The 26648-nt window shown below is 44.7% G+C and carries 28 protein-coding genes; 7 read left to right on the top strand and 21 right to left on the bottom strand.

What is annotated here, in order from left to right; translation table 11 throughout:
- Positions 1 to 66: 66 nt before the first annotated feature.
- The 21 genes from J5O05_RS16160 to J5O05_RS16060 form a co-directional block, all read right to left on the bottom strand.
- Positions 67 to 630, bottom strand: a complete 564-nt coding sequence (locus tag J5O05_RS16160) for a hypothetical protein (RefSeq protein WP_208842942.1) — start codon at positions 628 to 630, stop codon at positions 67 to 69.
- Between the two features lie 37 nt (positions 631 to 667).
- Positions 668 to 1186 (bottom strand): GNAT family N-acetyltransferase, encoded by a 519-nt coding sequence (locus J5O05_RS16155; protein ID WP_208842941.1) that lies wholly within the window; start codon positions 1184 to 1186, stop codon positions 668 to 670.
- Positions 1187 to 1413: 227 nt separating this feature from the next.
- Positions 1414 to 1992: a GNAT family N-acetyltransferase gene (locus J5O05_RS16150; RefSeq protein ID WP_208842940.1), complete on the bottom strand. Its 579-nt coding sequence runs from the start codon at positions 1990 to 1992 to the stop codon at positions 1414 to 1416.
- Between the two features lie 2 nt (positions 1993 to 1994).
- Complete coding sequence (locus J5O05_RS16145) at positions 1995 to 3245, bottom strand: M23 family metallopeptidase (protein WP_208842939.1); 1251 nt, start codon at positions 3243 to 3245, stop codon at positions 1995 to 1997.
- Positions 3246 to 3304: 59 nt separating this feature from the next.
- Positions 3305 to 3583 carry a M23 family metallopeptidase gene (locus J5O05_RS16140; RefSeq protein ID WP_208842938.1) on the bottom strand — a complete coding sequence of 93 codons (279 nt, stop codon included), beginning with the start codon at positions 3581 to 3583 and terminating at the stop codon, positions 3305 to 3307.
- The gene (locus J5O05_RS16135; RefSeq protein WP_208842937.1) at positions 3565 to 4635 is read right to left on the bottom strand and encodes a M56 family metallopeptidase; all 1071 of its coding nucleotides are present in this window, start codon (positions 4633 to 4635) and stop codon (positions 3565 to 3567) included. The genes J5O05_RS16140 and J5O05_RS16135 overlap by 19 nt, the downstream gene beginning before the upstream one ends.
- Positions 4628 to 5002 (bottom strand): BlaI/MecI/CopY family transcriptional regulator, encoded by a 375-nt coding sequence (locus J5O05_RS16130; protein ID WP_208842936.1) that lies wholly within the window; start codon positions 5000 to 5002, stop codon positions 4628 to 4630. The genes J5O05_RS16135 and J5O05_RS16130 overlap by 8 nt, the downstream gene beginning before the upstream one ends.
- Positions 5003 to 5099: 97 nt before the next feature.
- A complete protein-coding gene (locus J5O05_RS16125; protein ID WP_208842935.1) occupies positions 5100 to 5993 on the bottom strand; it encodes a prenyltransferase in 894 nt (297 codons plus the stop codon).
- 139 nt (positions 5994 to 6132) lie between these two features.
- On the bottom strand, positions 6133 to 6567 hold the full coding sequence (trxC, locus tag J5O05_RS16120; RefSeq protein WP_208842934.1) for a thioredoxin TrxC: 435 nt from the start codon (positions 6565 to 6567) through the stop codon (positions 6133 to 6135).
- A 93-nt stretch (positions 6568 to 6660) separates the two neighbouring features.
- Entirely contained in the window at positions 6661 to 7149 is a 489-nt protein-coding gene (locus J5O05_RS16115; protein ID WP_208842933.1) for a GNAT family N-acetyltransferase, read from the bottom strand.
- 96 nt (positions 7150 to 7245) lie between these two features.
- Entirely contained in the window at positions 7246 to 7782 is a 537-nt protein-coding gene (locus J5O05_RS16110) for a DUF924 family protein (protein ID WP_208842932.1), read from the bottom strand.
- A gap of 140 nt (positions 7783 to 7922) precedes the next feature.
- The gene (locus J5O05_RS16105; RefSeq protein WP_208842931.1) at positions 7923 to 8876 is read right to left on the bottom strand and encodes a VWA domain-containing protein; all 954 of its coding nucleotides are present in this window, start codon (positions 8874 to 8876) and stop codon (positions 7923 to 7925) included.
- On the bottom strand, positions 8873 to 9931 hold the full coding sequence (locus J5O05_RS16100) for a vWA domain-containing protein (protein ID WP_208842930.1): 1059 nt from the start codon (positions 9929 to 9931) through the stop codon (positions 8873 to 8875). Before J5O05_RS16100 ends, J5O05_RS16105 begins: the two co-directional genes overlap by 4 nt.
- A 12-nt stretch (positions 9932 to 9943) precedes the next feature.
- Positions 9944 to 10717, bottom strand: coding sequence for a MotA/TolQ/ExbB proton channel family protein (locus J5O05_RS16095; protein ID WP_208842929.1), 774 nt, complete (start codon positions 10715 to 10717; stop codon positions 9944 to 9946).
- Positions 10718 to 10865: 148 nt separating this feature from the next.
- Positions 10866 to 11159: a formylglycine-generating enzyme family protein gene (locus J5O05_RS22590; RefSeq protein WP_208842928.1), complete on the bottom strand. Its 294-nt coding sequence runs from the start codon at positions 11157 to 11159 to the stop codon at positions 10866 to 10868.
- Positions 11122 to 12870, bottom strand: coding sequence for a PEGA domain-containing protein (locus J5O05_RS16085; RefSeq protein WP_208842927.1), 1749 nt, complete (start codon positions 12868 to 12870; stop codon positions 11122 to 11124). Before J5O05_RS16085 ends, J5O05_RS22590 begins: the two co-directional genes overlap by 38 nt.
- 1 nt (position 12871) lies before the next feature.
- Positions 12872 to 14314, bottom strand: a complete 1443-nt coding sequence (locus J5O05_RS16080; RefSeq protein ID WP_208842926.1) for a tetratricopeptide repeat protein — start codon at positions 14312 to 14314, stop codon at positions 12872 to 12874.
- Positions 14314 to 15600, bottom strand: a complete 1287-nt coding sequence (locus J5O05_RS16075; RefSeq protein ID WP_244369691.1) for a hypothetical protein — start codon at positions 15598 to 15600, stop codon at positions 14314 to 14316. The genes J5O05_RS16080 and J5O05_RS16075 overlap by 1 nt, the downstream gene beginning before the upstream one ends.
- 13 nt (positions 15601 to 15613) lie before the next feature.
- Positions 15614 to 16174 carry a hypothetical protein gene (locus J5O05_RS16070; RefSeq protein WP_208842925.1) on the bottom strand — a complete coding sequence of 187 codons (561 nt, stop codon included), beginning with the start codon at positions 16172 to 16174 and terminating at the stop codon, positions 15614 to 15616.
- Positions 16175 to 16312: 138 nt separating this feature from the next.
- Entirely contained in the window at positions 16313 to 17809 is a 1497-nt protein-coding gene (locus tag J5O05_RS16065; RefSeq protein WP_208842924.1) for an alkaline phosphatase D family protein, read from the bottom strand.
- Positions 17810 to 17921: 112 nt separating this feature from the next.
- Entirely contained in the window at positions 17922 to 18230 is a 309-nt protein-coding gene (locus J5O05_RS16060; protein ID WP_208842923.1) for a hypothetical protein, read from the bottom strand.
- Positions 18231 to 18478: 248 nt separating this feature from the next.
- Here J5O05_RS16060 and J5O05_RS16055 point away from each other — a divergent pair, with 248 nt between their 5' ends.
- The 7 genes from J5O05_RS16055 (at position 18479) to J5O05_RS16025 (ending at position 26647) form a co-directional block, all read left to right on the top strand.
- On the top strand, positions 18479 to 21274 hold the full coding sequence (locus J5O05_RS16055) for a TonB-dependent receptor (protein ID WP_208842922.1): 2796 nt from the start codon (positions 18479 to 18481) through the stop codon (positions 21272 to 21274).
- Positions 21275 to 21338: 64 nt separating this feature from the next.
- Positions 21339 to 22688 carry a DUF5690 family protein gene (locus J5O05_RS16050; RefSeq protein ID WP_208842921.1) on the top strand — a complete coding sequence of 450 codons (1350 nt, stop codon included), beginning with the start codon at positions 21339 to 21341 and terminating at the stop codon, positions 22686 to 22688.
- Positions 22685 to 23494 carry a phosphonoacetaldehyde hydrolase gene (gene phnX, locus J5O05_RS16045; protein WP_208842920.1) on the top strand — a complete coding sequence of 270 codons (810 nt, stop codon included), beginning with the start codon at positions 22685 to 22687 and terminating at the stop codon, positions 23492 to 23494. Before J5O05_RS16050 ends, phnX begins: the two co-directional genes overlap by 4 nt.
- A complete protein-coding gene (locus J5O05_RS16040) occupies positions 23494 to 24897 on the top strand; it encodes an FAD-dependent oxidoreductase (protein ID WP_208842919.1) in 1404 nt (467 codons plus the stop codon). Before phnX ends, J5O05_RS16040 begins: the two co-directional genes overlap by 1 nt.
- On the top strand, positions 24894 to 25460 hold the full coding sequence (locus J5O05_RS16035) for an HD domain-containing protein (RefSeq protein WP_208842918.1): 567 nt from the start codon (positions 24894 to 24896) through the stop codon (positions 25458 to 25460). The genes J5O05_RS16040 and J5O05_RS16035 overlap by 4 nt, the downstream gene beginning before the upstream one ends.
- Before the next feature lie 153 nt (positions 25461 to 25613).
- A complete protein-coding gene (locus J5O05_RS16030) occupies positions 25614 to 26180 on the top strand; it encodes a DJ-1/PfpI family protein (RefSeq protein WP_244370014.1) in 567 nt (188 codons plus the stop codon).
- Positions 26181 to 26254: 74 nt separating this feature from the next.
- A complete protein-coding gene (locus tag J5O05_RS16025; protein ID WP_208842916.1) occupies positions 26255 to 26647 on the top strand; it encodes a ribbon-helix-helix domain-containing protein in 393 nt (130 codons plus the stop codon).
- Position 26648: the final 1 nt, after the last annotated feature.

Genomic DNA, 26648 nt, shown 5'->3' with positions numbered 1-26648 from the left:
AAGATGAACCAGAATTGTGCAAACAATATGCACAATTCAAAAATAGTACAAAAAAGCCTATTTAATTTACTCGCGTTCATTTGGGTAATGAACTACGGGAAAACTAAAGGCAACTTTCGTCATAAATAAGAAACTAGCAACAAACATCCAACGTGGTAAATCGAGTGCAGAAACAAACAGTAAGCCAACAGCCAAACACAACCCAGCAACAAACAATTGCAAACGGTGACCGTTCAACAAGTTAACTAGAGTAGCCGTTAAAATGGTCACTAACCACACTGAACTCGCTTCTAGAAAAAACGCATTCAATAATAAAGAAAAGAGAAGAATATGAACGTGAGAGGCTATAAACCACCAGCGACTTTTCGCGTTTTCCATGTAATAGCGATTTGTCCCTCGAGTGAAATTTGCCAGGCAACCGCAAAGGACGTCCGCGAGAATAATATATGCAATAACAACACGCCAAGGGCTGACCGAAGTGTTCGTCTCAAGCCACGGTGTATAGAAATACAACCAAATAAATAGTGTACCAACCACACCAAATATTAATGTGGCCGTGATTTCAAATGGACTTTGTTGCTTGCCAAATACCTCATGAAGAGATTTTGGCATCGGGTTAGGTTCAAACATAAACAACTCCTTGCCGTTCAAAAAAGTTTGAAAACAGTCAGCGTGAATTTGACACTGAATGAGTATGACACCAGTAATAGATTAACTCGGGGTTTTGGTCAGCCGCCACCCATTTCTCACCACCATTGTGCTCAATGACTTGTTGTGACGCCCGATTTGATTTATCTGCAATAACAAGGACTTTGTCTAATCCCAAGTTTTTCGCTGCAATCAACGCTTGTTTTAGCATTTTTGTCGCAACACCTCGGCCGCGAAAGCTCGGTGCGACGTCGTATCCGATATGCCCCACTTCCCTTTTTAAAAAAGGACTGTCGATATGATGCCGAATCCTTATCGCGCCAACAATTTGATTTATTTCATCACAAAACCAGAAATGATGGCACGGTGGCATATCTCCGTGGTTTTTATATTGCTGAGCATGTAACCATTCAACATATTCAGAAAACGAAAGTTTGGATTGATAATATGTCGCATTGTCAGGGTCTCGCGCTTTAAAATCAGCTAAAAAGGCATGAAAAGCGAATTCGAGTTCTTCGCAGGGTGACACTAACCGCATGGGATTTCCTTATTTCAGATTTGACGCTCAACGTGCATTTCCAATACAAACGTCTAACTCGACAGCATTAATAGCCATGTCGATGTATAAGCCGTAAGTTTGGAAAGTAAATCTGAGATTAGGTAGGCAAATTTCGGATAGCAAAGTGATTGCGACAGACGCACTTTCTGTCGCGTTAAAGGTATGGAACTAAAACAAAAATCGCTGCAACTGTAACAATTTTCGACTTATCTGAATTTGGATAGCAGATGATTTTTCACACTAGGCCATTCGTGGGCTAAAATTGAATACACCGCAGTATCTCGGATTGAACCATCCTTTAAAATTTGATGACTGCGCAAAATCCCATCCTGTTTGGCACCCAGACGCTCAATCGCTTGTCGCGAAGCCTGATTAAACACATGTGTTCTAAACTCAGCTGCGATAGCCTTTTCTCGTTCAAACAATTGAGCTAACAACATCAATTTACATTCCGTATTTACCGCTGTGCGTCTAACCGCATCCGCGTACCACGTATAACCAATACATGCCCGTTTATGTTCATGACTTACGTCGTAATAGCGGGTTGTACCTACCACCAGACCTGTTTGATTCTCACGCACGGCGTACGCAATATTCCCCTTCTTCGCCATTTCCATCGCGTTTAACACATACGCACCCATTTCTTGCGGCTTAGGCACATTCGCATACCAAAGGTTGAAATGTTGGCCGTCCATAACAGCTACTTCCAATGCTTCTATATGCGCTTCACTTAAGAGTTCAAGGGTTACGTGCGCCCCTTTTAATTCAGAGGGTTGTTCAAACATTTTTATTCTTCTTCCGTTATTTGAGTTACATCCGTCATGCTCACTGTAGCGGAGTGTAAGGCATCCAGTTTAGCAACCCAAACATTAAATTGTGGTTTTTCGCGCGTAGTTAACTGCACATCACTCACGCCTTTTAATGAAAGCGGATTAATGGCTTTGTCGAATTGATGAACTTCATAGTGGAGGTGGCGACTTTGACTCAAACCAGTATTGCCAAGGTATCCAATGACTTGCCCCTGCTTTACTTTTTTACCAACTTTGACGCCTTTGCCGAAGCCTTTCAGGTGCGCGTATAACGTGGTGTAACCGTTATTATGTTTAATTTTTACCATGTTGCCAAAGCTACCAGCTCGACTCGCGTGCACGATTTTGCCATTTCCAGCCGCCATAACAGGTGTACCGAGTGGCGCACTAAAATCTAACCCTTTATGTAGGCGCGTATAACCGAGTACGGGATGATGCCGCTTGCCAAATTTAGAAGATAGCTTGGCGCCATCTACTGGCGTTTTCAAAAGAAAACTTTGTGCCAGTGTGCCATCTTTATGGTAAAACGCGCTGTTTCCCTCTTTATCAGTAAAACGGTAAAGCGCTAACTGATGTAATTGTCCCATTAAGGCAACTTGTTGCAGCTCACCGACCTGCCGCTCTCCACGGCTATTTTCAAGAACTTCATAGACAATATTGAGCGTATCACCTTGCCGAATGTCTCGTTGAAAATCCACAAAGTGTGAAAGCGCTAGCATCATTTGGTTAAACACATCCATAGAGACATTTGAGTTGCTGACTAACTCATACAAACTCGACTCTATTTGAACAGACGCCGTGGCGAGTTGACTCGTGACGTCAAAATTCTGATCTTCTCGATGCCATTCAGAACCGACTTTAGCCAAACAAATTTCCGTTTTAAAACTGCTTTTCGTGCATATTTTTGTAAGAACATTATGCTCCTGTGTAATTGTAAATTGCACTCCAGACTTTAATTTATCCACTTTAATGTCGGGTGATACCAGTTTTGCAAACAAATAGAGCTCTTGCGCAGAAACCCCTAATGGTTCAAACAATGACGTTAATGTTTGACCTGAGCGTAATGTTAAAACCTCTTGATGTACTGTTTCGAGTGCCAGAGATCCATCTAATTCACGTTGCAAACTTGGCGCTTTCGATTCGCCTTTCTCAGTCACAATGTCGGTTTTTTCAACTTCAGTTGGTGTTGCATTGCTTTCCTCCTCACAACCTTGTAAGAAAAAAAGCATGCATAATCCTAACCCTCTAACCAATTTGGCCAAGGACTTCGTGTTTAACGTTTTCATGTTTAATCCAATGCTATAGGGTTTACGACTCGGTTGTTTTCATGAATTTCAAAATGAAGATGGGGTCCTGTTACCTTCCCTGTTTGCCCAACCGTACCTATTATTTGACCTGCTAAAACATAACTCCCTGCTTTAACCGTGATGGAGTCTAAGTGAGCATAAACAGACTGAACATGAACATCATGTTCAATCACAATGACATTACCGAAATTTTCTGGGTAAGTCTGGTTATCCGCTATACGAACACGACCAAATTTAGCAGCTAAAACAGGTGTCCCCACTGGCGCAGCAAAATCGACACCGCGGTGAGGATTGTTATTACGAAAAGAATGCACATGGCCAAATCGACTGCTGATGTTTGGCTTAACAACGGGAATAACCCAATCACTGATTTCTTGTGTAACCAACGTGCACCCGAGGAAGGAATAAATGACAGTGCACACAATAAGCTCATAAACACCATTGAGAGCACAGTAGCGCGCGTAGATTTTGGACGTACAATCACTTTGAGCCGCTCTTCAATCATGCTACTTGGTAACGCATGTGCTGCAATTACTTGATGGAAATCATATTTCAGTTGTTGCTTGGCAAATTTTAGATTTTCAATAATGGTGTTTGCATACAAGCGACTCGCATCAGTGAATGAAAGCTCATGATGTCGAACTAAATGCTTTACTACATTCTTATCACAACGAAATTCTATCGCTTCGTTATACCAAACCGGCAACGCACGAAAAAGCGGGTTGAACCACAACAATGACTTTAAGACAGAGAATAGCGATAACCACATCGGATCCCTAAAATGAATATGTGTTTGTTCGTGCGTTACAACCACTTGCTGCTGCACAGTCGTTAACTGATGAAAATAGCTTGGTACGTAAATTTTCGATTGCCACCAACCAATAGCAAATGCACTTGGCATTTCATTTGATTCGTAAAGTGCAGGTCCCAACACATATGCACGTCTTAATCGACACCTAAACTGCCATTGCCGATAAAGTAGGCACGTCAGGTTTATTAAGCTCATCGCCAGGATTGATAAAAGAAGCAATGCCTCGTCCTGCAGCCCCCCAAGCATAGAATCTGATTGAAGCTCAACGACATCCAACGCGTTGACTAAAGAAATACGCTGAAATGACGTCGCGTTCAAGTTAGGTAAATTAGGGGATGGCGAACTAAAACAAAGGTACGTGACCGTACAGTTTAAAAGTACGAATAATTGCAGCTGACGCGGTGAAAACTGGATTGCACAACGCCTGCAAATAGACACGCCGAACCAAATGAACACTCCACTACTAAAAAATAATATCAAGAGCACCAAAATATCAGTCATGATCTTTCTCATGCTCAATATTATTAACAAGCTGTTCGAGTCGTTTGATTTCATCTTCAGACATCATTTTACTGTCTGAAAACATCGCAACAGGTAACGGTCCTTCGAAATCAAAGACTTTCTTAAAAAAGTCTTTGGCGACGCAAGCGAGTGTTGGTACTTTTTCAAGAGGCGTGCGATAAAAATTTTTATTGCCATGACTGACTACACTCAAAAGGCCTTTGTCGGACATTCTCTCAAGCGTTTTTCGCGTTGACGAGTAGGTCCAATCAAATTGGGCGGTCAGTTCGTCGTGGATTTGTCTTGCACTGCGAGGTTGCTCACGCCACAACGATTTGAGAATTGCTAATTCTGGCTCGGTTAACATCTTTACTTTCCAACTTCTTCCGGATACATATATAGTGCGACAAATGTCGCACTATATCAAAGGAAAAATCCGATGAATGCTGATTTTTATAATAAATCTATTTAAACCATAAAGTTAGAGACAATACTAAAGGCGTTAAATTGGCGCAGGCGACAACCATAGCCATTGTTTTTGGCGAGCGCCGAATATCCTTTTTGAGTTCAATTAATTTGGTCAACGCCACAACACCTAGCAGTAAAGGCATTAAAGTCAGCAAACTCACGACAGGCAACATTGCTGATGCTACTAGGCTTATCAACAAGATAATGGCTAACAGGAGAAAAACACTGTACACCGTAATTGCCATGTCATCTCCATAGGCTATCGCCAAATGACGGCGCCCCCCTTGACGGTCAGCTTCAATATCAGGAAGTTGATTGACTATCAGTAAATTATTTATTGGAAAAAGGGAAACAAACGAGACTAACCAAATCAGCATGCTTGCTGGGGCATTTTGGGTTAGATACCCACCAACGGACATCAACACGCCAAATCCAACACCCGGCGCTATTGCACACAGCCAAGGTAATTTGTTCAGTTGTCGAGTGTACGTCAACACAATAACAACACCTAAACAGCCAATGGGTAAGAGCGAAGTGCCTAACTCATAGACAAGCACTGTGCCGATTAACAACGTGACCACCGCACTGAGGTAGAGCCACCCTTTCACCGCGTTAAAAAGCGCTGGTGTTTGCACCAACACACCACTTCCACCGCTAAAGGGGGTACGCAGTGTTAGAAAATCCAATCCACTGGTAAAATCCTGGAGTTCATTAAGCGTATTCACCCACATCGCAGCAAAAATGGCCCCAACGAGGGCGAGTATGGCAAACCACGCCGAAAATGCATGACCTTCATAGTGCGCAGTTGCAAGCCCTACGTTAACACAAATAGGCGCAAGAATAAGAAACGGCGGTCGAATTGCGGGGATCGCTTTGATAAATGATCGCATAAAAAACTCCCTTTAGCCGCGATACACTTCAGTTTAAAAAATCGCCTCAACTACCACAACCTTTAACGCTTTTCCCTTTGATAAAGATCATGACTCTTAGGCTCACTATTTCGCCAATGAGTAAAAAGGCTTGGCGACGCTATAAAACTTGAGATAACCATTGTTCGAATTGAACTCGTGGCAAGGCGCCAGACATTCGAGCAACTTCCTTGCCCTGTTTAAACACCATAAGTGTAGGAATCGAACGGATCTGATAGGTGCTTGAAACCTGTTGATTCACATCGGTATCCACTTTAGCAAACACCGCTCGGGTGCCCCAATGCTGAGCTACTTCTTCAAAAATCGGCGCAAAGTTTTGACAAGGACTACACCAAGTAGCCCAGAAATCAACGACAACAGGCAAATCCGTTTTCTCAATACTACGCTGGAAATTACTATCAAGTAATGCGATCGGTTTACCAACCAAAAGCTTCTCTTTGCATTTACCACATAAAGGGTTAGCGTCAATTTTTGCACTTGGAACTCGATTAATACCGCCACAGAAGGAGCAAACAAGTTGTATCGAAGAATTCATTTAAATAGCTCAATAGGTAATCTAGGTGTGTAAACTAATAAATGGGGCTGCGTTAAGCTTTTTCAAGAAAGCGTGTCGCCACACGCAGATCAATTACTCGTGCAAATCACGTCTCATCAGCATAGCATGTTCGCCATAAGTGGCTGATAACTGCTCTCCAACAACACATTTGAATTCAAAACGAGACCAAAAACCTTGACTGTTTTGAATGGAAATTAACATCGCCTCTCTCAGCCCACATGATGTCGCTGCTTGCAATACCGCTTGAACAAGTTGTTTACCAATAGAGCGACCACTACCTCGCTTTGATACCGCTAAGTCATGAATAAACAACACGGTTCCTTCATTTTTAGTTGTGGATGTATAGAGAGATGGAGGATGCGACTCATTCCATTGATGCGCGAGAATATAAGCGATAGGAACGCCTTTTTCATCTCGGAACACGAAGCAAAGCTCCGGTGACGTACTCCACTTGCTGCGCAAAGTCTCTAAGGACTCTGGTTCAACGTCAAAATAAACTTGTGACTGAATAGCAAGAATGTCTTCCCAGTCTGAGGTTTCAATACTCGATATACCGATCACGCCGTGCTTTCTCCTGAGATAACGACAATATAACTCTGTTTAGCCATGGCATTTTAACTTCTGTGAACCGATTTTCCGTAAAGATGAGACCAAAACCTAAAAACTAGAGTTCGGCATGGAAAGGAAGGCAATTTCCTCGTCAGTGGACTGCCTACCCAGTTGTTTATTTCGGTGTGGATACCGACCGAACTGCTCGATGATACAGCGGTGCTTGCGTTCAAAATCAACCGTCGAAGCGGATGTAAACTCTTGGAAAAATGGCTCGGCATAATGATGAATAGCGAGTGATTCACTGTGCATAAAAGGTAATAGCAAGAAATTACATTCAATTTGCGTTAATCGATGCAACGCTCCATGAGAGATAGCCTCTTGAGCTAGCACCAACGCCATCGCGTCATTTTTAAATGCATCGGCCTGACCTCGATACACATTACGAGAAAACTGATCCAACACGATGATTTCCGCCAAACGCCCTTCTGAACTGTTTCGCCACGGAAATAACTCGCCAGCTTCAGCCTGTTGTAACACGTCACCAAATCGCAGTTGGATTAATTCATCAAACTGTTCGTCAACCGTAAACCATTGCTTCGACTCAACTTCTTCAAACCAAAAATGCAGTACTGCTTGTTGCATAATCGTCCTCCCTGAAAGGCTTTGACCATACTGATGTTAATATCTTGATCCTAGCCTACTGTGAACCGAGTTGCCAAATTCACGAGTGGGAATTGGCCACCTTGTGAGGTGGTCTGTGTGACAGACTCACGCGTTACAACTTAGAAGTCTAAACCAATAAAAGCGCCCCGATTACGCTTTGCCACGGCTTGCATGAACGCGGCGAATTGTGCTGCATTACCATCATGAGGCCGATAAAAACCAACACCATGTATACGCATTTTCGGTTTTCCCTGACTATCCCGATTTAGACGCGTGATGTCCGTGACGACATCATCCAATGTGCCTGGTCGGTAATCATCTCCAAACACATACAGCGAGACTTTGCCCGACTCTTTTTTGTACAAAGTGAGCGCTCGTTTTATGCCTACTTCAGGGGCACTCGCGCCACCAGTAAAACTGGTCAAGCGTGATATCACTTTCTGTCTGAATGTTGGTGTATCGGTTAACCAACGCCCTTCTCGGCCTGAATACATGTGTTCACCATCTGCCGCTAAAATCTGAAAGCCTTTCATTTGTGGATGATTTTTCAAAATGTCAGAAACAACAGACACAACTTGTTTCCACTTTCCGCCCGATGACATCGATCCAGAATTATCAATAACGAAAATCACGTAATCCGCGTCAGTTGGTATTCCTCCAACAGCCTGATCTGGCAAAGCTGGTTTACTTTCGTTGTTGAGACGGGCATTGGCAATTTGCAATTCCTGCTGAAGACTGGCTGCTTGGTCACGCAATTGCTGGAGTGTTGCTTCTGCTCTAGGGACAGCACCACTCATTTGGTTCGCCTGCGCCTTACGTTCTGCTAAAGTTAACTCGGCATTATTGACCTCTTGTTGGGTTTCGTTCACTTGCGTTACGAGGCCATCAAGCGATGCTTTTGCTTTCGCAACCTCTTTAATCAAATTTTGGATTGGAGTAGAGATGACGGCGACATCCTCGTCACCTTTTTTGGACATCAACACGAGCATCACTATCGCTGCAAATGCACAGGAGATAATGTCTAAAAAACTTAACGTGAAAATCTCAAGCGGCGGTCGGGCTATTTTCCTCATTGCGGCCACTCCTGTGCAGGCGCTAAAAATCGACCTCCTGTGACTTGAGTCCAACTCCAATACATTGACGAAGCGTAGGGATCGCCTTCAATTGGCAGCAGTATCACGTTTAAATGAACTGACTTTTTGAATCGCGAGATAGTTTCTAATAGCAATTGCTGTCTGCATTCTGAAGAAATGGATTTTTTATTGGTGAGTAATCCTTTACAGCGAAGATTCAAACCATCTCCAAGCGTCGGTAAACCATCCGTAATTAAGTAAATATCACTCACGCTCGGCTGTGTAGACAACGCGGTTTGCAAGCCTAGTTGTAAATTTGTTCCTCCGTCTGGCAGCACAGCGTGTGCAGACTGCGCTAACGCATTCAACAGGCGACTGTCCTTTCCATTAATTGTTTTACTTTGTCCGAGCGTTTTCGCCGTATCTGAAAATGCGATGAGAGAAACTTCCGAATCAGGTGGCACTCGTGCAAGCAGCCAATTGACTACTCGTAAAGTTCGTTGCCATTTTGCTTTCGCCTTTCTGCCTTTATCATCGAGCGCCATCGCACTCAACACCCCCACCAAATTGTCGTCCATCATCGAAGCACTTTTATCAAGCAAAACAACAATGTGTTTGCCTTCAACTTTCATACCTGTCAGGTACTGCTGCGCAAATTTACCTTGTATTTCAAGCGCAGATTCTTTGGCTGGAATACTCGATACGGCTTTGAGTTCTGCTTCGAGTTTTGAAACTACAGCTAGCTGGGTCGATATCTCATTGAGAAGCGCGGCTTGCTCATCATTTGCAGCCGCATCCTTCGCATTTTCGGTTTTCAGCTTAGACTTAATGGTCTCCAGTTGAGCCAATAACGAGTCATGAGCACGTGTGTATTCTGTAATTTTTTCTTGAGTCGACTGCAGTGATTGCTCCAGCCGCGTTTCTTCCTCCGTAGGAGGTTGCCCACCCGAAAAATCCACCAAAATAAAAATGAGGATAACAGCCCCCAAGCCACATGCCATTACATCTAAGAATGACATATTAAAGCCATCAACTACCGCTCGCTTTTTTCTCATGGGCAATATCTTCTACTGATGAAGATGAGCAAGTAAATGGCGCTCACAACTTTCTTGAGTTTTCAACACCATAGAATCTTGGCGACTGTTAAGTAAATGCATGAAGTACATCAAAATAAGCGAAATAAACAGCGCAACTAACGTGGAGTTGAAAGCAACACCGAGTGAGGCGGTCATTCCTGAAATGTCGCCTGCAAGCGCCTTATCTGCCTGCGCTAACGCTTGTCCTATTCCTCGAACCGTACCGACGAAACCAATGCTTGGAATTGCCCAAATAATATATCGGATCATGTTATTTCCGCTTTCTAACTGAGCAGCAAGACTGTCAACAGAAGCTGCGATGGCGCTCGCGGCATGCTGTACATTGCGGGTGTTTTTATAACGGCGGATACAATTAATCCACGTTAACATCGCTGGATTTTCACAGAATGTAGACGACTCCAACTCATTTAGGGCAATGTCTATATCCAATGGTTTTGACTTGTCGTAGTCTGCAAGAAAATCACAGGTATAAATGGCTTCTTCATCCAGTAATCGCCAGAGTTTATAACCCATCAGAAACAAGCAATAAAACAGCAGTGAGAAACAGATCTGCTGTTCCATGTCTTTCAAAATAACCCAAATAGAAGAAAGCGATTGCGACCCTTGCGCCATTAATACCGCTTCAGCTTTAGGCGTGATCCACCCTGCGAACAGCACCTGCATCAATGTGAAACAGCCGAGCAAGACCAAAGCGCTTAACCATAAAGGTGGGTTCATTGTTGCATTTGATGTTCTGTTACTCATACCACTGCCTCTAAATATTCACAGGAAAATCTTGTGGTGCGTCCAAAGACACAAAATACGCGCTGGCGGCGCCCATCAACATGAGCAGCGTCAAGCCAAGCAATAGTTTCTTTTTCATCTGTAATCCTATTTCCTATAACCAGTTTGACTAACGTGCTACGTAGCGCGCAATCCTAAATCCAACGTCATCTAATTGACCATCGCCTTTCCCTTTGACGCTTGCACGGAGCATCTTTAGCCGTCCTGTTTTGAACGACCCCCCCTTAATAACGTGGTTCACTTCTTCTATTGCCATAATAGGATTTATCAAAACATCGGAGTCATCCGCTTTTATTACTTGATACCCATCGCTCACCCATTCACGCACGTTGCCATCAAGATCATAAAATCCATTTCGATCAGCATTAAAACTTTTTACAGGGAGCTCTTTGTGCAAAACCATCTTGATACTTTTCTAAAATAAAGGTCTGCTTTCCTCGTATACTTTCATCAGCAAAATTGCCTTGTCCTTTACGAACACGTTCCTCATTGCCCCACACAAAGGTGGTGCGCGCCGCACGTTGAAAATGTTTAGCAACAAATTCCCACTCGGCTTCCGATAGCAGACGGTAACCTTCTGTTAATTCTGGAACTGACACTCTGGAGCCTTGTACTCGATAAAAAGGTCTCAACCCTTCTTGTTCACTTAACCAATTACAATAGCGTACTGCGTCAAGCCAAGTCACATTCACAAGCGGTAAGTTGGAAGGCGTAACAGACTGATCAAACTTGTGATATTGCGCTTCTGTAATTTCAGTTGCTGCAACCAAAAAAGCCTTCGTCAACTCGACAGGTAACTGATGCTCATCTCTGAATCGCTCGGCTTCATTGACCGGCGACCCGGTTTCAAATTTGCCTCCTGTCACTTTGATAAAATCAATACCGAGTTTAGATACAAATGATGGCTTGCCTTCTTTTCGACGCGCCTCAAACTCAGTGAGTAATTCCACCTCAACATTCAGCACTTTTTTACTCAACGGCATAATGGTTCTAGTTTGGCTTCGGTAGCCTTGTTTTGAAAAGGTGACTTCGAGTGGCACAGTCTGTAACGACAATGACAAAGGCGCGTGACCGAGCGTTTTACCGTTGACACTAACTGTCGCATTAACGTTGCTTGAAAACTTCACTTGACCCAAATCGGGTTCAAGCGACAACGCCAATGCGCCTTGTTGCTTTGGCGATAACGTAACGCGTCGAACTTGCGTAATAAATCCTTGTTTTTGATATTGCACAGTGAGCAACGTATTTGCATCAACACTGATTTTAGTGCCTTCATCGGGTGTTTTCGGTAAACCGTTGACGGTTAACAACCCTCCTTCTGGCGTAAGTGCCAACTCGAGTGACGCTTGCAATGGCAGTAACGTATAGGTGCGTTCAATTGCCGTAATCGATTTATTGAGCGAAAATTGGTCCAACGATTGCTCGTAGCCTCCAGCTTGGATACCAAGTTGATAATCACCAGCGCTCCACGTTGCTTGATACGGCGTTATTCCAACTACCTCTCCATTTATGCTGACGGCAGCCCCCTTTGGCACAGAAGCAATCGTAACGGTCCCCACTCGTTTCGTCGGATGAAGTTGAACTTCGTCGTCACTCGCTTTGACTGCATCGTAATTGAGTATGGTGTTTTCATACCATTCATGTTTGGCGATAATTTCATGACTTCCTGGAGCCAACTCAATTTCAAGGTCATTGCCACGTGTTTTCCAGTCTCCATCGACCAGCCAATCGAACTGCACCGATTCGACATCGGTCGTGAATCGCAGCACCGCTGGTTTGGGCAATAATTCAATTAATAGATTCGACGGGGTTTGTGCGTTTACCTGAATCGATGTTGATTTAAACGTCGTTGCTTCAATTTGAAGTTCCGCTTCACCAAATAAAACATACGCGGTTTGATTACGCACAATGCCAAGGCCTTTATGTATCGAAATGCTTGCTTCCTGCTGCGCGTCTAAGGGTGAAATTGAAACGTTAAAACCCTTCGCTAAAAATAGAACCGACAAATAAACACTCAAAAAGGCAATGAATACGGTAATGCCCGCAAGCACTACACTTTTTCGACGTGTTTTTGCCTTTTTTATTTGACTGTCGATGGTATGCTCAGATGCCATACTACACTTTCTCCTTGCACATAAGTGTTACTTCGAGTGGCTTTATCGTCTGCTGGACATCAACCTCTAGAATTTCAGTTTTGTAGCCTTTTCGGCTTGCTTCAAAACGATACCGACCTGGCTTAAGCTCAATTTGCTTATTGTTAACTTCACCTATTACCCCAACCCCTAAAACTTTAAGTGTTGAGCGGTTATCACTGTGTACTATCACATTGATTTTTAAACTGTAACTCTCAACTTCTCTGCTCAACAGGTCTGCACGCGTTGACAATTTTGGACTCTGGAGCAACAACGGCTCAATGGATTTTAGAAACTCCGTGGCTTTCGTTTTAATCCCAACATCACTCAACCTTTCAGGACGCGATAAATAACTAGCGAGCTTTTTATCCGCACGCAGTATTTCTTCCGCAGTCTGACTCAACTGAGCAAAATTCACATTGTCAGGAAACTGAGCAGTTGCTTTGTTGGCAATAAGTGCCACCGTTTCCCACTCATCACTTTGTTGGAACAATTTGAGTTGTTCGCTAAATTGCTGGGTCTGTTGGTTATCCGATAAAGTCTGAACTTGTGTTTTTAACGTCGCTATAATTGGATTTTGTGGCTCGGCTTGCTGGGCTTTGCGTAGCGCATTTTTAGCCTCTTCAACCTGTTGGTTCTTGATGGCTTCGAGCACCTGCTCAACTAATCGCTCAAAATGGTTAATTGCACTCTGTTGTTTTATTTGCGCGAGCAATTCGTGTGCTTCGTGATTTTGTGCATCAGCACTGACTATTTGTTCCAACGCCCTAATTTGCGTTTGAAAGTCACCTTTTGCTTTTGCTGCTTTGAATTGTTCAAACCATTTCGCAACGTCGCCCTGAATAGCAATACGTGTCAGTAGATTTTCAGCATCAACGTAGCTTGGGTTGATTTGAAGTACTTGTTCAAGCAACCCCTTTGCGGCGTCATATTCCATCTTTTTGAACGCAATAACACCAGCCTGATAAGTGCTTTCTAGAGTGGATTGATAGTCTTTTGCGATTTGCTGTACGTCATCTAGCAACGCCTCCAATTTATCCGATAACCCAGCAAATTGTCCCTGAGCATAGTTAGCATAAGCCCCCTGTAAACCAGCCGACACCGAATCAATTCGTTTAGCAGCCCATTTTGACATCGCCTCATCTGCCTGAACGGTATCAAGTGCATTTTGTAGCGCCAGCAACTTTTCCTGCAATTGTTGGCGCTTCGCTTGCGTGACTTCGCTCGCTTGTTGCACTTGTGATAGTTCATTGGGGGTCAGCTTTGGTGTAACCTCACTCGATTCAATCGAGAAATAAACACCAATCACCAACAGCATGCCAACCAGAGCCACACCGCCTAGCACCTTCCACTTCTGTTGCTGCTGATGTTTTACCGCATTTAATGTGGAATCGAGCGACGAGCCGTTTGGAGTCATTTTTTCCATCACAGTGCAGTATCCGGTGTCGCTTCTAACTGATAGATTTCATACAATTTTTGGCGCAGTTGAACGTATTGTTCTTTCGCTGTACCACTCAATTCAATTGTTTGATCGTTAAACTCAACAACTTGTGGTGTCACTTTAATGTCTAGGTTTTGGCCTTGCTCTTCGAGCATTTCTCGCTGAGCACCAATCGCTTTGTTTTGCTGAACTGCTTCCGCCAAATTATATGCGCCAATCGCTGTAGCCACCGCAGCACCGATATTTCCCGCGGTCGAATCAGAATTCTTACTCAATAACACCCCTCCGATGATACCAACTGCAGCCCACGCTTGTGCTTTGGTACGCTGTGCTTTCTTACGGCGGATCTCAGCTGCAATAGGCAATGCTTCTCGTTGATATGTACGGTAGGCTTCATTCGTTTCAGCGTAAAACGCTTCGTAATTGGTCTGCAGGTTGTCTACAAACTGCTCGTCTTTGGCTTTAACCTGCTCAATTCGTTGAAACATGAGGTCTTGTTCAGACGGTAGGCCATTTAATGAAAATTGCTGCTTTCGATTTTGGTTAAGATAAGCGCCAAAGCTCTCAGGGCTGTACATCGCCGCATATCGCATATCCGCAATCTGCTGTACTTGCTCTTTTTCAGCATCACTGCGTTTCACCATTAATCGAAAAACATAATTTGCAATGTCACGAAATACCGGGCCGTAAGGGTCTTCATTTTGGCGTAACGCGTCTCGGAAAAATCCTTCACTAACTTGATGTTCGAAGGTTTTTTCACCCCAAATCACATTGCTTGCATCAATCACTCGTACGCCGATATTCACAACTTCTGCATCAGAATGGTTTATCCGACCAATTATAAAAAGATCTGCCGATGAGGAGGCATCTGGCGTAACACTAATCGCCCCAAAAGCTTTAGTTTTTGCTAGGGCCTTTTTAGTCTCGATGGCAAAACGATTCGCTTCTAAGCGACGGACTTGTGGCCAAATATCTTGTTCAACCATTTCTTCATCATCGATTTGACCATTCTTAGTTAAAGGAAAACCAGGGTCGAAAACCGGAATTGCAACGTCCATAAAAACACGACCATCATACGAATACGGCTTTTCCGACGTGCCTTTCAAGGACGCATTACTTGGACCTGAGATGCTAGGTCCAACTGTAGTTACTCGACTGAGCTGATTACTGGAAGTGGATTGGCAACCCGATAAAAACACCAAGAGACCGAAAAAAATCACTCGAGTGACGGTTAGCTGTTTGCCAAGTTGAGATAAAAAATTAACTTTCATTGCGTGTATCCTTTTACTCGCGACGGTATTCTTTTGCTAGTTTTCCAAAATGTTGTTTTTCTTTGTCGGTTTTCGCCTGTGCTAAACCTTGCTTGATAGCATCACACACCGCAGAAGAGCCGCCTGAAACTTTCCCTTTGATGTGTTGTTTGGAATTCGATGTCTGGGTGGCACTGGTTTCTTTGTGTTGTGATGACACTGAATTCATGTCTTCTGAAAGTGACTCCTCGTTTTGCTCTTTCGCTTGACCGTCACCAATCGATGAAGACTCCCCACTGCGGCTATTGGACTCTCTAAGTCGTTCTTGGTTCGATTGCATCGCCTCATCCATGCATTCGGCTGAGCTATTTAAGCTTGCCTCAAGCTTTTGTTCTTTGAGTAAAATGCGCTCTGCTTGGGTCAATTCCGATTCATCAATGTCCTCAAACTTCATCACGGAACAATCTCGGTAGTAACTCGGTTTGTTTGGCGTGGAAGTTTGAATGTTAGATTGAGATTGCGTCGCATGGGCAAGCATGTTTTCGGCATTGAAAACAGTCAGTAAAGAAACAAAAGTAACCACGATTCGATTCATAACAAGTCCTACATCACATTACTCACAACAAATAGTTGCTCGTAATAAACGTTATACAAAAACTTTTGCTTCAACACTTTAGGAAAATTGTAAAAACTCGTAATGAGTCTTTACAAATTATCCTAGCAACTCGGTCTGTCAGTCTATCGCGTAAACGGGTTTATCTTTTCCTTCAATAATCCAGTTAACCCATATCTTGTGGTCAGTGCCCATTTTCAATGTAGTGAAATTGCGCGTACGAATATATTTATCACCGCCTGTCGGTTTAATCATGCGTGCCACAATATGTTTAGCACCATCTAAATATTCGTCATCATCGTTGGTCAGCGCACAAATGCCCAGCCACTGCATAAAAGTTGGTGATGGATGCACTATGCCTGACGAAATAACTTGGTGAATACGCGTGATGTCTGACTGACTTTCGTCACGGATAATACCAAGCGCGCCAACATGCACATCGCCGGACAACAATACCGTCTTACCTTGACGACGCTTTGCATTTGCCAGTAAACGCATGATAAGTCGGCTTCGCTCACCTTCATGTTCTTTTGCTCGCCAGTGGTCTTTCAAATCATCGGTAACTTCTTCTTCCCATGGTGTTGCATCGACCGCTCGCTCTGCAAAGGAAAAATCACGGTACACTACAGGCACGCCTGTCATTACAAGTAAATCACCCGTAGTACAATTATCCAAAAAGTGAATAACATCCTGCCAATGTTCCTCGCTCATGACACGATTTAATGTCCGTTCACTGCGATTATCGAGTACTAATATTTGATAGTTCTTGAACTGAACGACAGCACCAAAGTGAGATACTTTAGCTTGGTTAGCGTTTGCTGAAGCGTTCCTTAATAAGGTGGAGTTTTTGTTGGCACTTCGCAATTGCAGTAAATCAAAATGATTTTTCGCTTCGGCAAAAATAGCACTGTAAACCTCGCACGTTTGAATGTCTTCGGGGTAGCTACCCCATCCATCGAAAATATCGTGATCATCCCACATCATAATCGAAGGAATAGACGCGAGCATTTTAGCGACGTCTGGTTTGTTCCACCGGTCTAAGTACAACTCGCTATAAAAACGGCGAATTTGCGCTTTCATTTGTTTACTTGCCTTGGCTTTAATTTTCTTTTCTCTTGGCAATTCATTCCATTGTTTAAGTGATGGAACCATCGTCCAAATCGAGTCAGCGTAAATCTGGTCACCGCCCATTAGCAGCAACGAAAAAGGTGCTTCGTCATGCTGTTCCGACATAGCTTGCCAAAGCGCATACGGCCGCTCTGTTGAGGTCATTAATTTGAAATCTGAAAAACCATTACACGAGGCATAAGCGAGTTTAGGTGTTTCAGTTTGTGCAGGAACATGAAACGACCACTGAGAGTCTCCTGATTTACTGGTCGCAAATTCATTTTCTATCAGTATTCGGTAATTAACACTGGAGTTTGGTTCAAGATGCGGGTCAAATTCAACTCGCCAAACTCGCCCTACATGTAAAGTACCGACCAGTTCAAACGACAAAGTATCTTGATGGATTTCGAGTAACACACTGGACACCGTATCGTCAGTAACCACTAATGTGGTGTAAAGCGTGTCAGATTCAAGACCTAAAATTGGCCCGAGCAAAAGTTGATTGGACATATCAATCCTTGTAAAGAATTCCAAAATCAGATCCTAGATTTTAGCAGTATATTCTTGGAATGTTTGCTTTTCGATCGAGTTCGAATCGTAAGTGAAGCGCATTGTATTCGAATTAATTTACCCAGAGCGCTTGAATAAAGCCGATTGAAATTAAGACGACAAAAAAAACAGAAATGCGGCGTTGGTTCTTTTGAAAATCTTTTATTTTGGGGTCATCCACTGTCGCCAGAAAACCACTCAGCATCGATGCCTCTAGATTAGCCATAAATGCAGCTCTGGCGCTCAATTTCATGGGATTTTTTTGTAAACGGTCCCATTCATCAGGGTAGTGTTTTTCAATGTGTTTAGACAGTAATTTCAGCTGATGTACTCGAATCCACAAATATAATGACACCAATACGACGGGGATCCACATTATCATTTTATGTCGCGCTCTTCATTGTGTTAACCAAACAAGTATGCACGAGTCTTCTTTGCGAAATCAACAAACTATGTATTTTCTTCTATTAAAGACTCTCGTTAATCGTGATGCTTAGTCGCCTCGATTATTTCACTTTATACAAAAACGTTTCACTAAACCGTCATCGATTTGTAAAAAAGCACTCTTAGGATAAGGGATATTAAATCTGGACTAGACCAGAAAAACTTAACCCAAAGAGACTCTAAATTATGAAAAAGCATTTACTCACTGTGGCCACCTTGTTGGCATTAAGTCCCCTGTCCTCTTACGCAGCCAGTAAGATTGTTGGTTCAGTCAACGATGGCAAGCACCAATTGTCTGGTGCGACTGTGCGCATCCAAGGCCAAACCCTGTCTGCGGTGACAGATTACCAAGGCCGCTTTGAGTTACCTTCTTTGGAATCTGGTCAATATACGTTGGTTGTGACCTATTTAGGTTATCCAGAAAAAACGCTCGAGGTCACCGTAGTTGATGGCAAACTGACGCAAGTGGCACCTATTGTGCTTGTCAATCAAGCATCTGAAATTGAAGAAGTCGTTTCAATTGGGCGCATCGTACGTGGCGAAATGGCGGCTGCAAATAACCAAAAAAATGCCAGCAACATTCGCAACATTATTTCGGCAGATGGTATTGGTAAATTACCAGATCGTAACGCGGCAGAAGCTGTTCAGCGTATTCCTGGCGTCTCCATTGAACGAGACCAAGGCGAAGGCCGATTTGTGGCGGTTCGCGGTTTACCATCGCAGTGGAGTTCCGCAAGTATCAATGGTAATCGTTTGCCAACCGCAGAAGAAGAAACGACCAGCCGCGCAACTGCATTTGATTTCTTTCCGAGTGAACTAATCGAATTTGTTGAGGTATCTAAAGCGATAACACCGGATATGGAAGGTGACGCCATCGGCGGTAACGTGAATTTTGTAACCAAAAAAGCAGCCGATGATTTCCTTCTTAAAGCGTCGGTGGCTGCAGGGCAAAATGAATTAGCCGACGGCACCAACTACTCCGCAAATTTGGTGTATGGCGACCGTCTGTTAAATGACAAACTGGGCTTTATCGTCAACGCGACCGCATGGAAACGCGAATGGGCAACGGATAACTACGAGCCTCGTCGCGGCAACGATGGCATTGGCATTTATCGCTTAGAGCTGCGCGACTACACAGGTACCCGTGAAACCTATGGCCTTAACGGTTCGATGGAATATCAACTCGATAACGGCTCACTCAGTGCCAGCGCTCTTTATGGCACACTTCGTGATGACGAAACGCATTACAAACATCGTATGCGCTTTGACAAAGACCGCGTCGAACTTCAACACATTCGTAATGAATTGATCACTGAAATGAAAGGCTTTGAATTCGCTGGCGAACACGATTTCGGTTTTGATAAGTCGCTTAATTGGCAAGTCGCCAGTTATGAAAATGAATTCCGATACGGTGATAAGCCAAACGCTGACGACCATAGCTATTTTGTTGTGCGTTTCGATCAAAAGAACGTTGGCTATGTAGGGCTTGAAGACCGTGACACTGGCAAAAACTACGCCTACAACACCGTTGATGGAGGCCAAGATCCGTGGAATGCCATCAGCAACCATCTACCAAGCGGATTTGCGATGGACCCAACAAAAAGCAAGCTTTCGTGGGTCGAACTATACAAAGTGTACGTAAATGAAAAAGACCGAGTTGTCGCGAACGTCGATTTTGATTGGCAATATTCGCAGCAGCTAGCGCTGAAATTTGGTGCTAAATATCGCGATAAAGTCCGCTCAGCCGATTTTTCTGATGAGTTTTATAGCTGGAATAGCGACGTATATGGTGATGCCCCTACGCTGGCTGATTTTGCGCTGTCGGACCAGCCCGGTCGAAAAGATTATTTAAGCGAAGCAAGCTTTGACTATCAATCTCAGTTTTCGCAGGTGGCTAATACCGACACCCTCGCAAAATTCTGGACGGCAAACCGTGAAAAGTTTGTCCTCGACCCAAGTGAGTCTGCGCTTGTTAGTAACGGTGGCGCATTGGGCAGAAATTTCGACGTCAACGAAACACACACATCCGTTTATTCCATGGGTACATACCAACTCGATAGCCAATGGGAAATCCTTGCTGGTTTACGGTTAACGCACACCGAAACTGAGGTCAAAGGGTTTACGTATCTCGCAGACACGAACGAAGTCACAGCGAATGCAAGCAGTAACGATTATTGGTCGGTGCTACCGGCGCTACATGTTACTTACCGTGCAGATGATTCAACAAATTATCGTTTGGCGCTCACTCGTACTTTTGCTCGCCCTGATTTTGGTTCATTAACACCTGGTGGGTCGTATCTAGAACAAGACAACCAACTTATTTCGGGTAACCCGAGTCTATCACCGACTTACTCAAACAACCTCGACTTAATGTATGAGTATTATTTCGACCGCGTCGGATTATTTTCTGCAGGGATTTTCTACAAAGACATCCAAGATCCGATTTTCCAAGCAACGCGCGTAGGCGAATACAACGGAAAACAAGGCGTTACGCTTATTCGTCCAGAGAATGGGGATAGTGCTTGGCTTGCTGGTATTGAACTGGCGTTCAACCGCTCACTTGAGTTTGTGGATGAGTCACTGAGTGACTTCGGGATAATGACCAATGCCACATTTATGGATTCAGAAATGACCATCCCTGAACGCGCGGATAAAGTCGCCATCCCACGCCAAGCGAACGCGTTATACAACTTTACGCTGTATTACGACAACAACCGATTTGCCGCACGTTTAGCGGTGAACCACAAGGGTGCTTATATCGAAGAGCATGGCTCTGATAAAAACACGGACAGCTATTACGGTGCAAACACCAGCATTGATTTCACCACTTCGTATCAGCTTAGCGACAACGCGCAGGTTTACCTTGAGTTGAATAACCTAAGCAATGAACCACTGAAGTACTACTTAGGTAACGAAGACCGTCCATTGCAAGTCGAATATTACGGCGTGCGCGGCATGCTTGGCTTTAGCTACGAGTTTTAAGTCCACGTTTTCGATTTACTGACCAACTCGCCCAAGCCTACTGGCTTGGGCATCGAGGTGTTAGATGTTTGCTCCTTTATTTCGTCATCCACCCGCTTGGCTCGCAAAAGCCCAAGGGACCGCGTTTGTGGTGTTTGCGGCCACCAGCGCATTTTTAACCTATTTTAGTATGTACGCTTTTCGAAAGCCTTTTTCGGTCAATACCTACCGCGAATTCGACAACGAACACTGGTTGGTGAGCTTCAAAATTGCCCTGATTTTAGCGCAGGTGTTTGGCTATTTGTGTGCCAAATTTATTGGCGTAAAAGTCGTTTCGGAAATGACCCCTGCTCATCGTGGTAAAGCCATTCTGTTGATGATCTTAGGGGCGCAGTTTGCGTTGGTGATGTTTGCTATTACGCCAATCGGTTGGAATATCCCGTGGTTATTCGTCAACGGCCTATCGCTTGGCATGATCTGGGGGATCGTGTTCAGCTTCTTAGAAGGTCGTCGTACGACAGAAATTCTCGGCGCGGTGCTCAGTGTCACCTTTATTTTAGCCTCTGGGTTAGTCCGTACGGTCGGTAAATGGCTAGTAACCGAAGTCAACGTGCCCGAGCTTTGGATGCCTGCCGCAACCGGTGCGTTGTTTTTACCTTTGCTAATCCTCAGTGTCGCGTGTTTAACCGCCTTACCAAAACCGACGCTCGACGATGAAGCGGCTCGCCAAAAGCGTGCACCGATGGACAGTAACGCGCGCTGGTCGTTTTTTAAAGCCCATTGGTTTGGAATTACCGTTCTTATCTTAAGTTTTTTGCTGTTTACGGGTTTTCGCGACTTTCGCGACAACTTTTCGGCCGAGATTTGGCAGGCGCTCGGCTACGGCGAAGAACCCGCAATCTTTGCCTACGCCGGTATTCGTATCGCGTTTATCGTACTCTTTGCACTCGGTGCACTCGTGTTGATAAAAGACAACACCAAAGCCTTTTTTGTCAATCACGGCTTTATCCTCTTTGGTGCCCTCCTCCTTGCCGCGAGCACCTATGGATTTGAACAGCATTGGCTGGACGCTAAATCATGGATGGTATTGCTTGGCGCGGGCTTATACATCAGCTACATCCCGTATAATTGCTTTTTGTTTGACCGCATGATCTCCGCGCTTGGCAGTACGGCAAACGCAGGGTTCTTAATTTATTTAGCGGATTCGGCGGGATACGTTGGTTCCGTTGGCATTTTGCTTTACCGCACTTTCGAAGCACCCGAATTAAGTTGGCTGACATTCTTTATTTCGGCGTGCTATTGGGTTGCGCTGTTGGCAGGTTTGTTAGTGATAAGTAGCTTACTCTACTTTATTTCGCGCTTGCCAAAACACCCGCAACCATCGCTAGAAGCACCCGCTTCTTCAACCCCTTCACTTATCAAAGGTACTGTATGAAACATTTAGAAGCGCTCATTTTAGATTGGGCAGGCACCGTCGTCGATTTTGGCTCAATTGCCCCAACCAGCATTTTCGTTGAAGCGTTTGCGAAGGCCTACGATTTCACGATTTCGCTCGATGAGGCTCGCATTCCCATGGGCATGGGCAAATGGGACCACATCAACACCTTGCTGAATTTAGACGTGATCCAAGTACGTTGGCAGAAACAATTTGGCCGTTTGCCGAGCAAAGACGATGTTGACCATATTTATCAAACATTTATGCCATTGCAACAAGCTAAAGTTGCCGAGCGTGCTGAACCGATTGCGGGTGTGCTACCCGTTTTGAACCGCCTAAAAGCACAAGGGATAAAAATTGGCAGTTGCTCCGGCTACCCGAAACCCGTGATGGACGTCCTACTGCCAGCAGCCAAGGCACATGGCTATGAACCAGATCATAGTGTCGGCAGTGACGAATGCGCGGCGGGTTCACGTCCTGGTCCTTGGATGGCTCTGGCGAACGTACTTGCTCTGGGTATCAATCGTGTCGCGGCGTGTGTCAAAGTGGATGACTCTGTTCCTGGGATCAGTGAAGGCTTAAATGCAGGAATGTGGACTGTAGGTATTGCAGTAACCGGCAATGCCATTGGCCTTAGCGAAGAAGAATGGAATGCCCTTTCAATGAGCGAACAAAAAGCGCTCACCTTGAATGCTTACCATACTCTTTATAGTGCTGGTGCACATTTCGTGATTGATTCACTGGCCGATATTGAACCGGTACTCTTTGAAATTGAAAGTCGTCTGGCTCGCGGGGAGCGCCCTTAATGCGCTTCCAACCTTTTTGGTTTGACAGCGCCATGAGCGCTGAATCGCCTGATCCCACATCACAGTCCCTACCCAAAAGTGCCGACGTCGTCATCATTGGCGGCGGCTTTACTGGGCTTTGGACTGCCATTATGACCAAGCTACAATCCCCTGAAACCGACGTTGTTGTCATTGAAAAAGGCTTCTGCGGGCAAGGTGCTTCGGGTCGTAATGGCGGAGCCATGCTCACTTGGTCGACCAAGTTCATGAGTCTGATGACGTTGTTTGGTCGGGAGCAAGCTAAATTTTTAGCTGTCGCGTCCGAGCAAGCCGTGCATGAAATCAAAGCATTTACTGAAAAGCATCAGATAGCCTGTGATTGCTGCGTTGATGGAACGTACTATACGTACTCGAATCATGCCCAGCATGGTGCACTTGAACCCGTGATCAAAACGCTTAGCAGCAACGCAATCAATCAGTGGCGAAAAATGACGGCTCATGATGTGACATTGACGGGGTCTCCAACCAATTCCGCTGGATGGTATTCCCCACATGCAGGCAGTGTGCAACCAGCCCTGCTAGTGCGAGGTTTGCGTCGTGTCGCAATCAGTCTGGGGGTAAAGGTGGTTGAACACACGGAATATCACCAACACGCTGAAATGAACTCGTTATCGATTGAAACCAGCAAGGGAACCATCAACGCACGCAAGCTGGTGTTTGCGGTCAACGCTTGGCTACCAAGTTTGATCCCACGCTTTGCCCGCAAAGTGGTCTTAGTGTCAAGCGACATGGTCATCACCAAACCCATGCCCGAAACCCTTCGCGAGCTTAATTTAACGCATGGCGCCCCCATCATCGACAGCCGCATCTTTGTGAACTATTACCGCACCACTTCCTGTGGCCGTTTGATGTTAGGTAAAGGCGGCAACTACTTCAGCTTTCATAATCGTGTCAGTGACACGTTTGATGCGCCAAGTCGCTATCAAACGATCCTAGACCACTCATTAAAACGGTTTTTCCCTAATCACGATTTTGCTATCGAACGCAGCTGGACGGGTCCGTCGGATAGAAGCGTCACGGGTATGCCGTTTTTTGGTCATCTCAACGGCAGTCCGAACGTACTTTTTGGTTCGGGTTATTCTGGCAATGGGGTTGTGCAATCCTTTTTGGGCGGCAAAATTCTCTCTAGTCTTTTGCTTGGCTTGAATAACGAATGGACGGACTGTGCGCTGGTCGACCAAACGCTCCCTGATTTCCCGCCAGATCCAATTCGAACCCTCGGCGCCTATGTCGTACGTGATGCGATCCGCCGTAAAGAACAGGCTGAAGATGCCAATAAAACACCTTGGCCATTGGATTCGTGGCTTAGCCGCTTGAGTGGCTCAGCGGCGAAAGTCGACATGTCAGCAAAGGAGCCAGCATGAGCGCCGTTCTAGAAATCGTCCAAGAACTGCAAGACTTGTTTGCGCTATATGGCCAAGATCATTACGAAGAGGCCTGCACCCAGCAAAGCCATGCAGAGCAATGCGCTACGCTTGCAAAGCAACATGGGTGTGATGAAGAAACGCAAATTGCGGCATTTTTGCATGATATCGGTCATTTCGTCGCCAAGTATCAACACCACCCCGATTTTACCGCGTTTGGGTTTGCCGCACACGCGTCACTCGGAGCCTGTTATTTAAAGGAACTCGGCTTTAGCTGCAAAGTCGTTGCGTTAGTGGAAGGCCACGTGCTAGCAAAACGTTACTTGTTGAGCGTGGATAAGCAGTACCAACATCGTTTATCTAAGGCAAGTTGGGAAACAGCCCTTCAGCAAGGAGGCACACTTTCAGAAACAGAGATCCGACAGTTCGAGTCCTCACAATGGTGCAATGAATTGATTTTATTGCGCCGCTTCGACGACCACGGCAAAGACCCTACATTGCATACATTGAAAAGTGAATATTGGTTTTCGCTAATAGCAGAACACCTAACTCACCGCCGATAATCTCGTGTGCGGCTGATATACGGCCGCTTACAAAGTCTCCCATTGTTGTTATTTCCTTTTTTAACCGATGTAGTAACCACCTATTACCCACAGCAAGATAGATGCTGATTTAATACTAAGGTAACAAGCCGTTACTCGCAAAAATAGGAACGCATAATGAACATATTAATGATTACTGGCGACTACGTTGAAGATTACGAAAACATGGTGCCTTTCCAAGCCCTTAAAGCGTGTGGATATGAAGTAGATGCCGTTTGTCCAAATAAAGTCAAAGGCGACACCATCGCCACATCAATCCATGATTTCGAAGGCGACCAAACCTACTCGGAAAAACGTGGCCACAACTTTGCACTTAATGCTAATTTTGCTGATGTTGATGTTGCTAAATATGATGGTCTTTATTTACCCGGCGGCCGAGCACCTGAATACTTGCGCTTGAATGCTCGCGTCATTGAAATAATTCAGGCATTTGAGGCCGCTCACAAACCAATCGCGTCAATTTGCCATGGCCCGCAATTACTGACTGCGGCTAACGTGATCCACGGCAAGCGTGTTTCGGCTTACCCTGCGTGTGAACCAGAAGTACGTTTAGCAGGTGCAGATTATATTTCGCTTGAAATGGACCAAGCAATCACCGATGGTAACTTAGTGACAGCACCTGCATGGCCTGCACACCCTGAGTTTTTAAAACAGTTCATGGCGCTTTTAGCCGCACGCTAACAAAACATGAAACGGAACTAATTCAATTCCAAAGTGGCTACACACTTCGGTTATTCAATCTAAGGAGGTACGGCATGTGCCAATTGTTCGTTAAAGCTGACGCTAATCTATGGGAAAGCCATACTCGTTCACTGCGCATTGCAGGCGTAGTTACCTCTATTCGACTAGAGCAGTATTTTTGGAATGTGCTTCAAGAGGTAGCCTATCGCGACCAAATGAATGTGAATCAGCTCATTACCAAACTGTATTTAGAATCTTTAGATGCCGACCACGATATTGGGAATTTCACGTCGTTTTTACGTGTATGTTGCGCCCGTTATCTTTCACTCATGGCAGATGGATACGTAGAAAGACAACCCAATTCGTCATTATCAGCGCTGGAATCAAAAACTATTATGGACAAGGAAAAGGAGGACACTCAGTTACGAAAACTCACGTTTTCAAACATCCGTAACGAGCAACATTAAA

The sequence above is a fragment of the Pseudoalteromonas xiamenensis genome, assembly GCF_017638925.1.
In the GTDB taxonomy this organism is placed as follows: Bacteria; Pseudomonadota; Gammaproteobacteria; order Enterobacterales; family Alteromonadaceae; genus Pseudoalteromonas; species Pseudoalteromonas xiamenensis.
This window is presented reverse-complemented; position numbering and strand designations above follow the sequence as displayed.

Bases quoted from the DNA above. Each gene is read 5' to 3' on its own strand.
- J5O05_RS16095 (WP_208842929.1), bottom strand. From the start codon at position 10,717: ATGAGTAACAGAACATCAAATGCAACAATGAACCCACCTTTATGGTTA.
- J5O05_RS16145 (WP_208842939.1), bottom strand. From the start codon at position 3,245: ATGCTTTTTTTCTTACAAGGTTGTGAGGAGGAAAGCAATGCAACACCA.
- J5O05_RS16125 (WP_208842935.1), bottom strand. From the start codon at position 5,993: ATGCGATCATTTATCAAAGCGATCCCCGCAATTCGACCGCCGTTTCTT.
- J5O05_RS16070 (WP_208842925.1), bottom strand. From the start codon at position 16,174: ATGAATCGAATCGTGGTTACTTTTGTTTCTTTACTGACTGTTTTCAAT.
- J5O05_RS16025 (WP_208842916.1), top strand. From the start codon at position 26,255: ATGTGCCAATTGTTCGTTAAAGCTGACGCTAATCTATGGGAAAGCCAT.
- phnX (WP_208842920.1), top strand. From the start codon at position 22,685: ATGAAACATTTAGAAGCGCTCATTTTAGATTGGGCAGGCACCGTCGTC.
- J5O05_RS16135 (WP_208842937.1), bottom strand. From the start codon at position 4,635: ATGACTGATATTTTGGTGCTCTTGATATTATTTTTTAGTAGTGGAGTG.
- J5O05_RS16100 (WP_208842930.1), bottom strand. From the start codon at position 9,931: ATGAGAAAAAAGCGAGCGGTAGTTGATGGCTTTAATATGTCATTCTTA.
- J5O05_RS16110 (WP_208842932.1), bottom strand. From the start codon at position 7,782: ATGCAACAAGCAGTACTGCATTTTTGGTTTGAAGAAGTTGAGTCGAAG.
- trxC (WP_208842934.1), bottom strand. From the start codon at position 6,567: ATGAATTCTTCGATACAACTTGTTTGCTCCTTCTGTGGCGGTATTAAT.
- J5O05_RS16040 (WP_208842919.1), top strand. From the start codon at position 23,494: ATGCGCTTCCAACCTTTTTGGTTTGACAGCGCCATGAGCGCTGAATCG.
- J5O05_RS16080 (WP_208842926.1), bottom strand. From the start codon at position 14,314: ATGGAAAAAATGACTCCAAACGGCTCGTCGCTCGATTCCACATTAAAT.
- J5O05_RS16155 (WP_208842941.1), bottom strand. From the start codon at position 1,186: ATGCGGTTAGTGTCACCCTGCGAAGAACTCGAATTCGCTTTTCATGCC.
- J5O05_RS16060 (WP_208842923.1), bottom strand. From the start codon at position 18,230: ATGATAATGTGGATCCCCGTCGTATTGGTGTCATTATATTTGTGGATT.
- J5O05_RS16055 (WP_208842922.1), top strand. From the start codon at position 18,479: ATGAAAAAGCATTTACTCACTGTGGCCACCTTGTTGGCATTAAGTCCC.
- J5O05_RS16075 (WP_244369691.1), bottom strand. From the start codon at position 15,600: ATGAAAGTTAATTTTTTATCTCAACTTGGCAAACAGCTAACCGTCACT.
- J5O05_RS22590 (WP_208842928.1), bottom strand. From the start codon at position 11,159: ATGGTTTTGCACAAAGAGCTCCCTGTAAAAAGTTTTAATGCTGATCGA.
- J5O05_RS16150 (WP_208842940.1), bottom strand. From the start codon at position 1,992: ATGTTTGAACAACCCTCTGAATTAAAAGGGGCGCACGTAACCCTTGAA.
- J5O05_RS16130 (WP_208842936.1), bottom strand. From the start codon at position 5,002: ATGTTAACCGAGCCAGAATTAGCAATTCTCAAATCGTTGTGGCGTGAG.
- J5O05_RS16160 (WP_208842942.1), bottom strand. From the start codon at position 630: ATGTTTGAACCTAACCCGATGCCAAAATCTCTTCATGAGGTATTTGGC.
- J5O05_RS16085 (WP_208842927.1), bottom strand. From the start codon at position 12,870: ATGGCATCTGAGCATACCATCGACAGTCAAATAAAAAAGGCAAAAACA.
- J5O05_RS16065 (WP_208842924.1), bottom strand. From the start codon at position 17,809: ATGTCCAATCAACTTTTGCTCGGGCCAATTTTAGGTCTTGAATCTGAC.
- J5O05_RS16050 (WP_208842921.1), top strand. From the start codon at position 21,339: ATGTTTGCTCCTTTATTTCGTCATCCACCCGCTTGGCTCGCAAAAGCC.
- J5O05_RS16105 (WP_208842931.1), bottom strand. From the start codon at position 8,876: ATGAGGAAAATAGCCCGACCGCCGCTTGAGATTTTCACGTTAAGTTTT.
- J5O05_RS16035 (WP_208842918.1), top strand. From the start codon at position 24,894: ATGAGCGCCGTTCTAGAAATCGTCCAAGAACTGCAAGACTTGTTTGCG.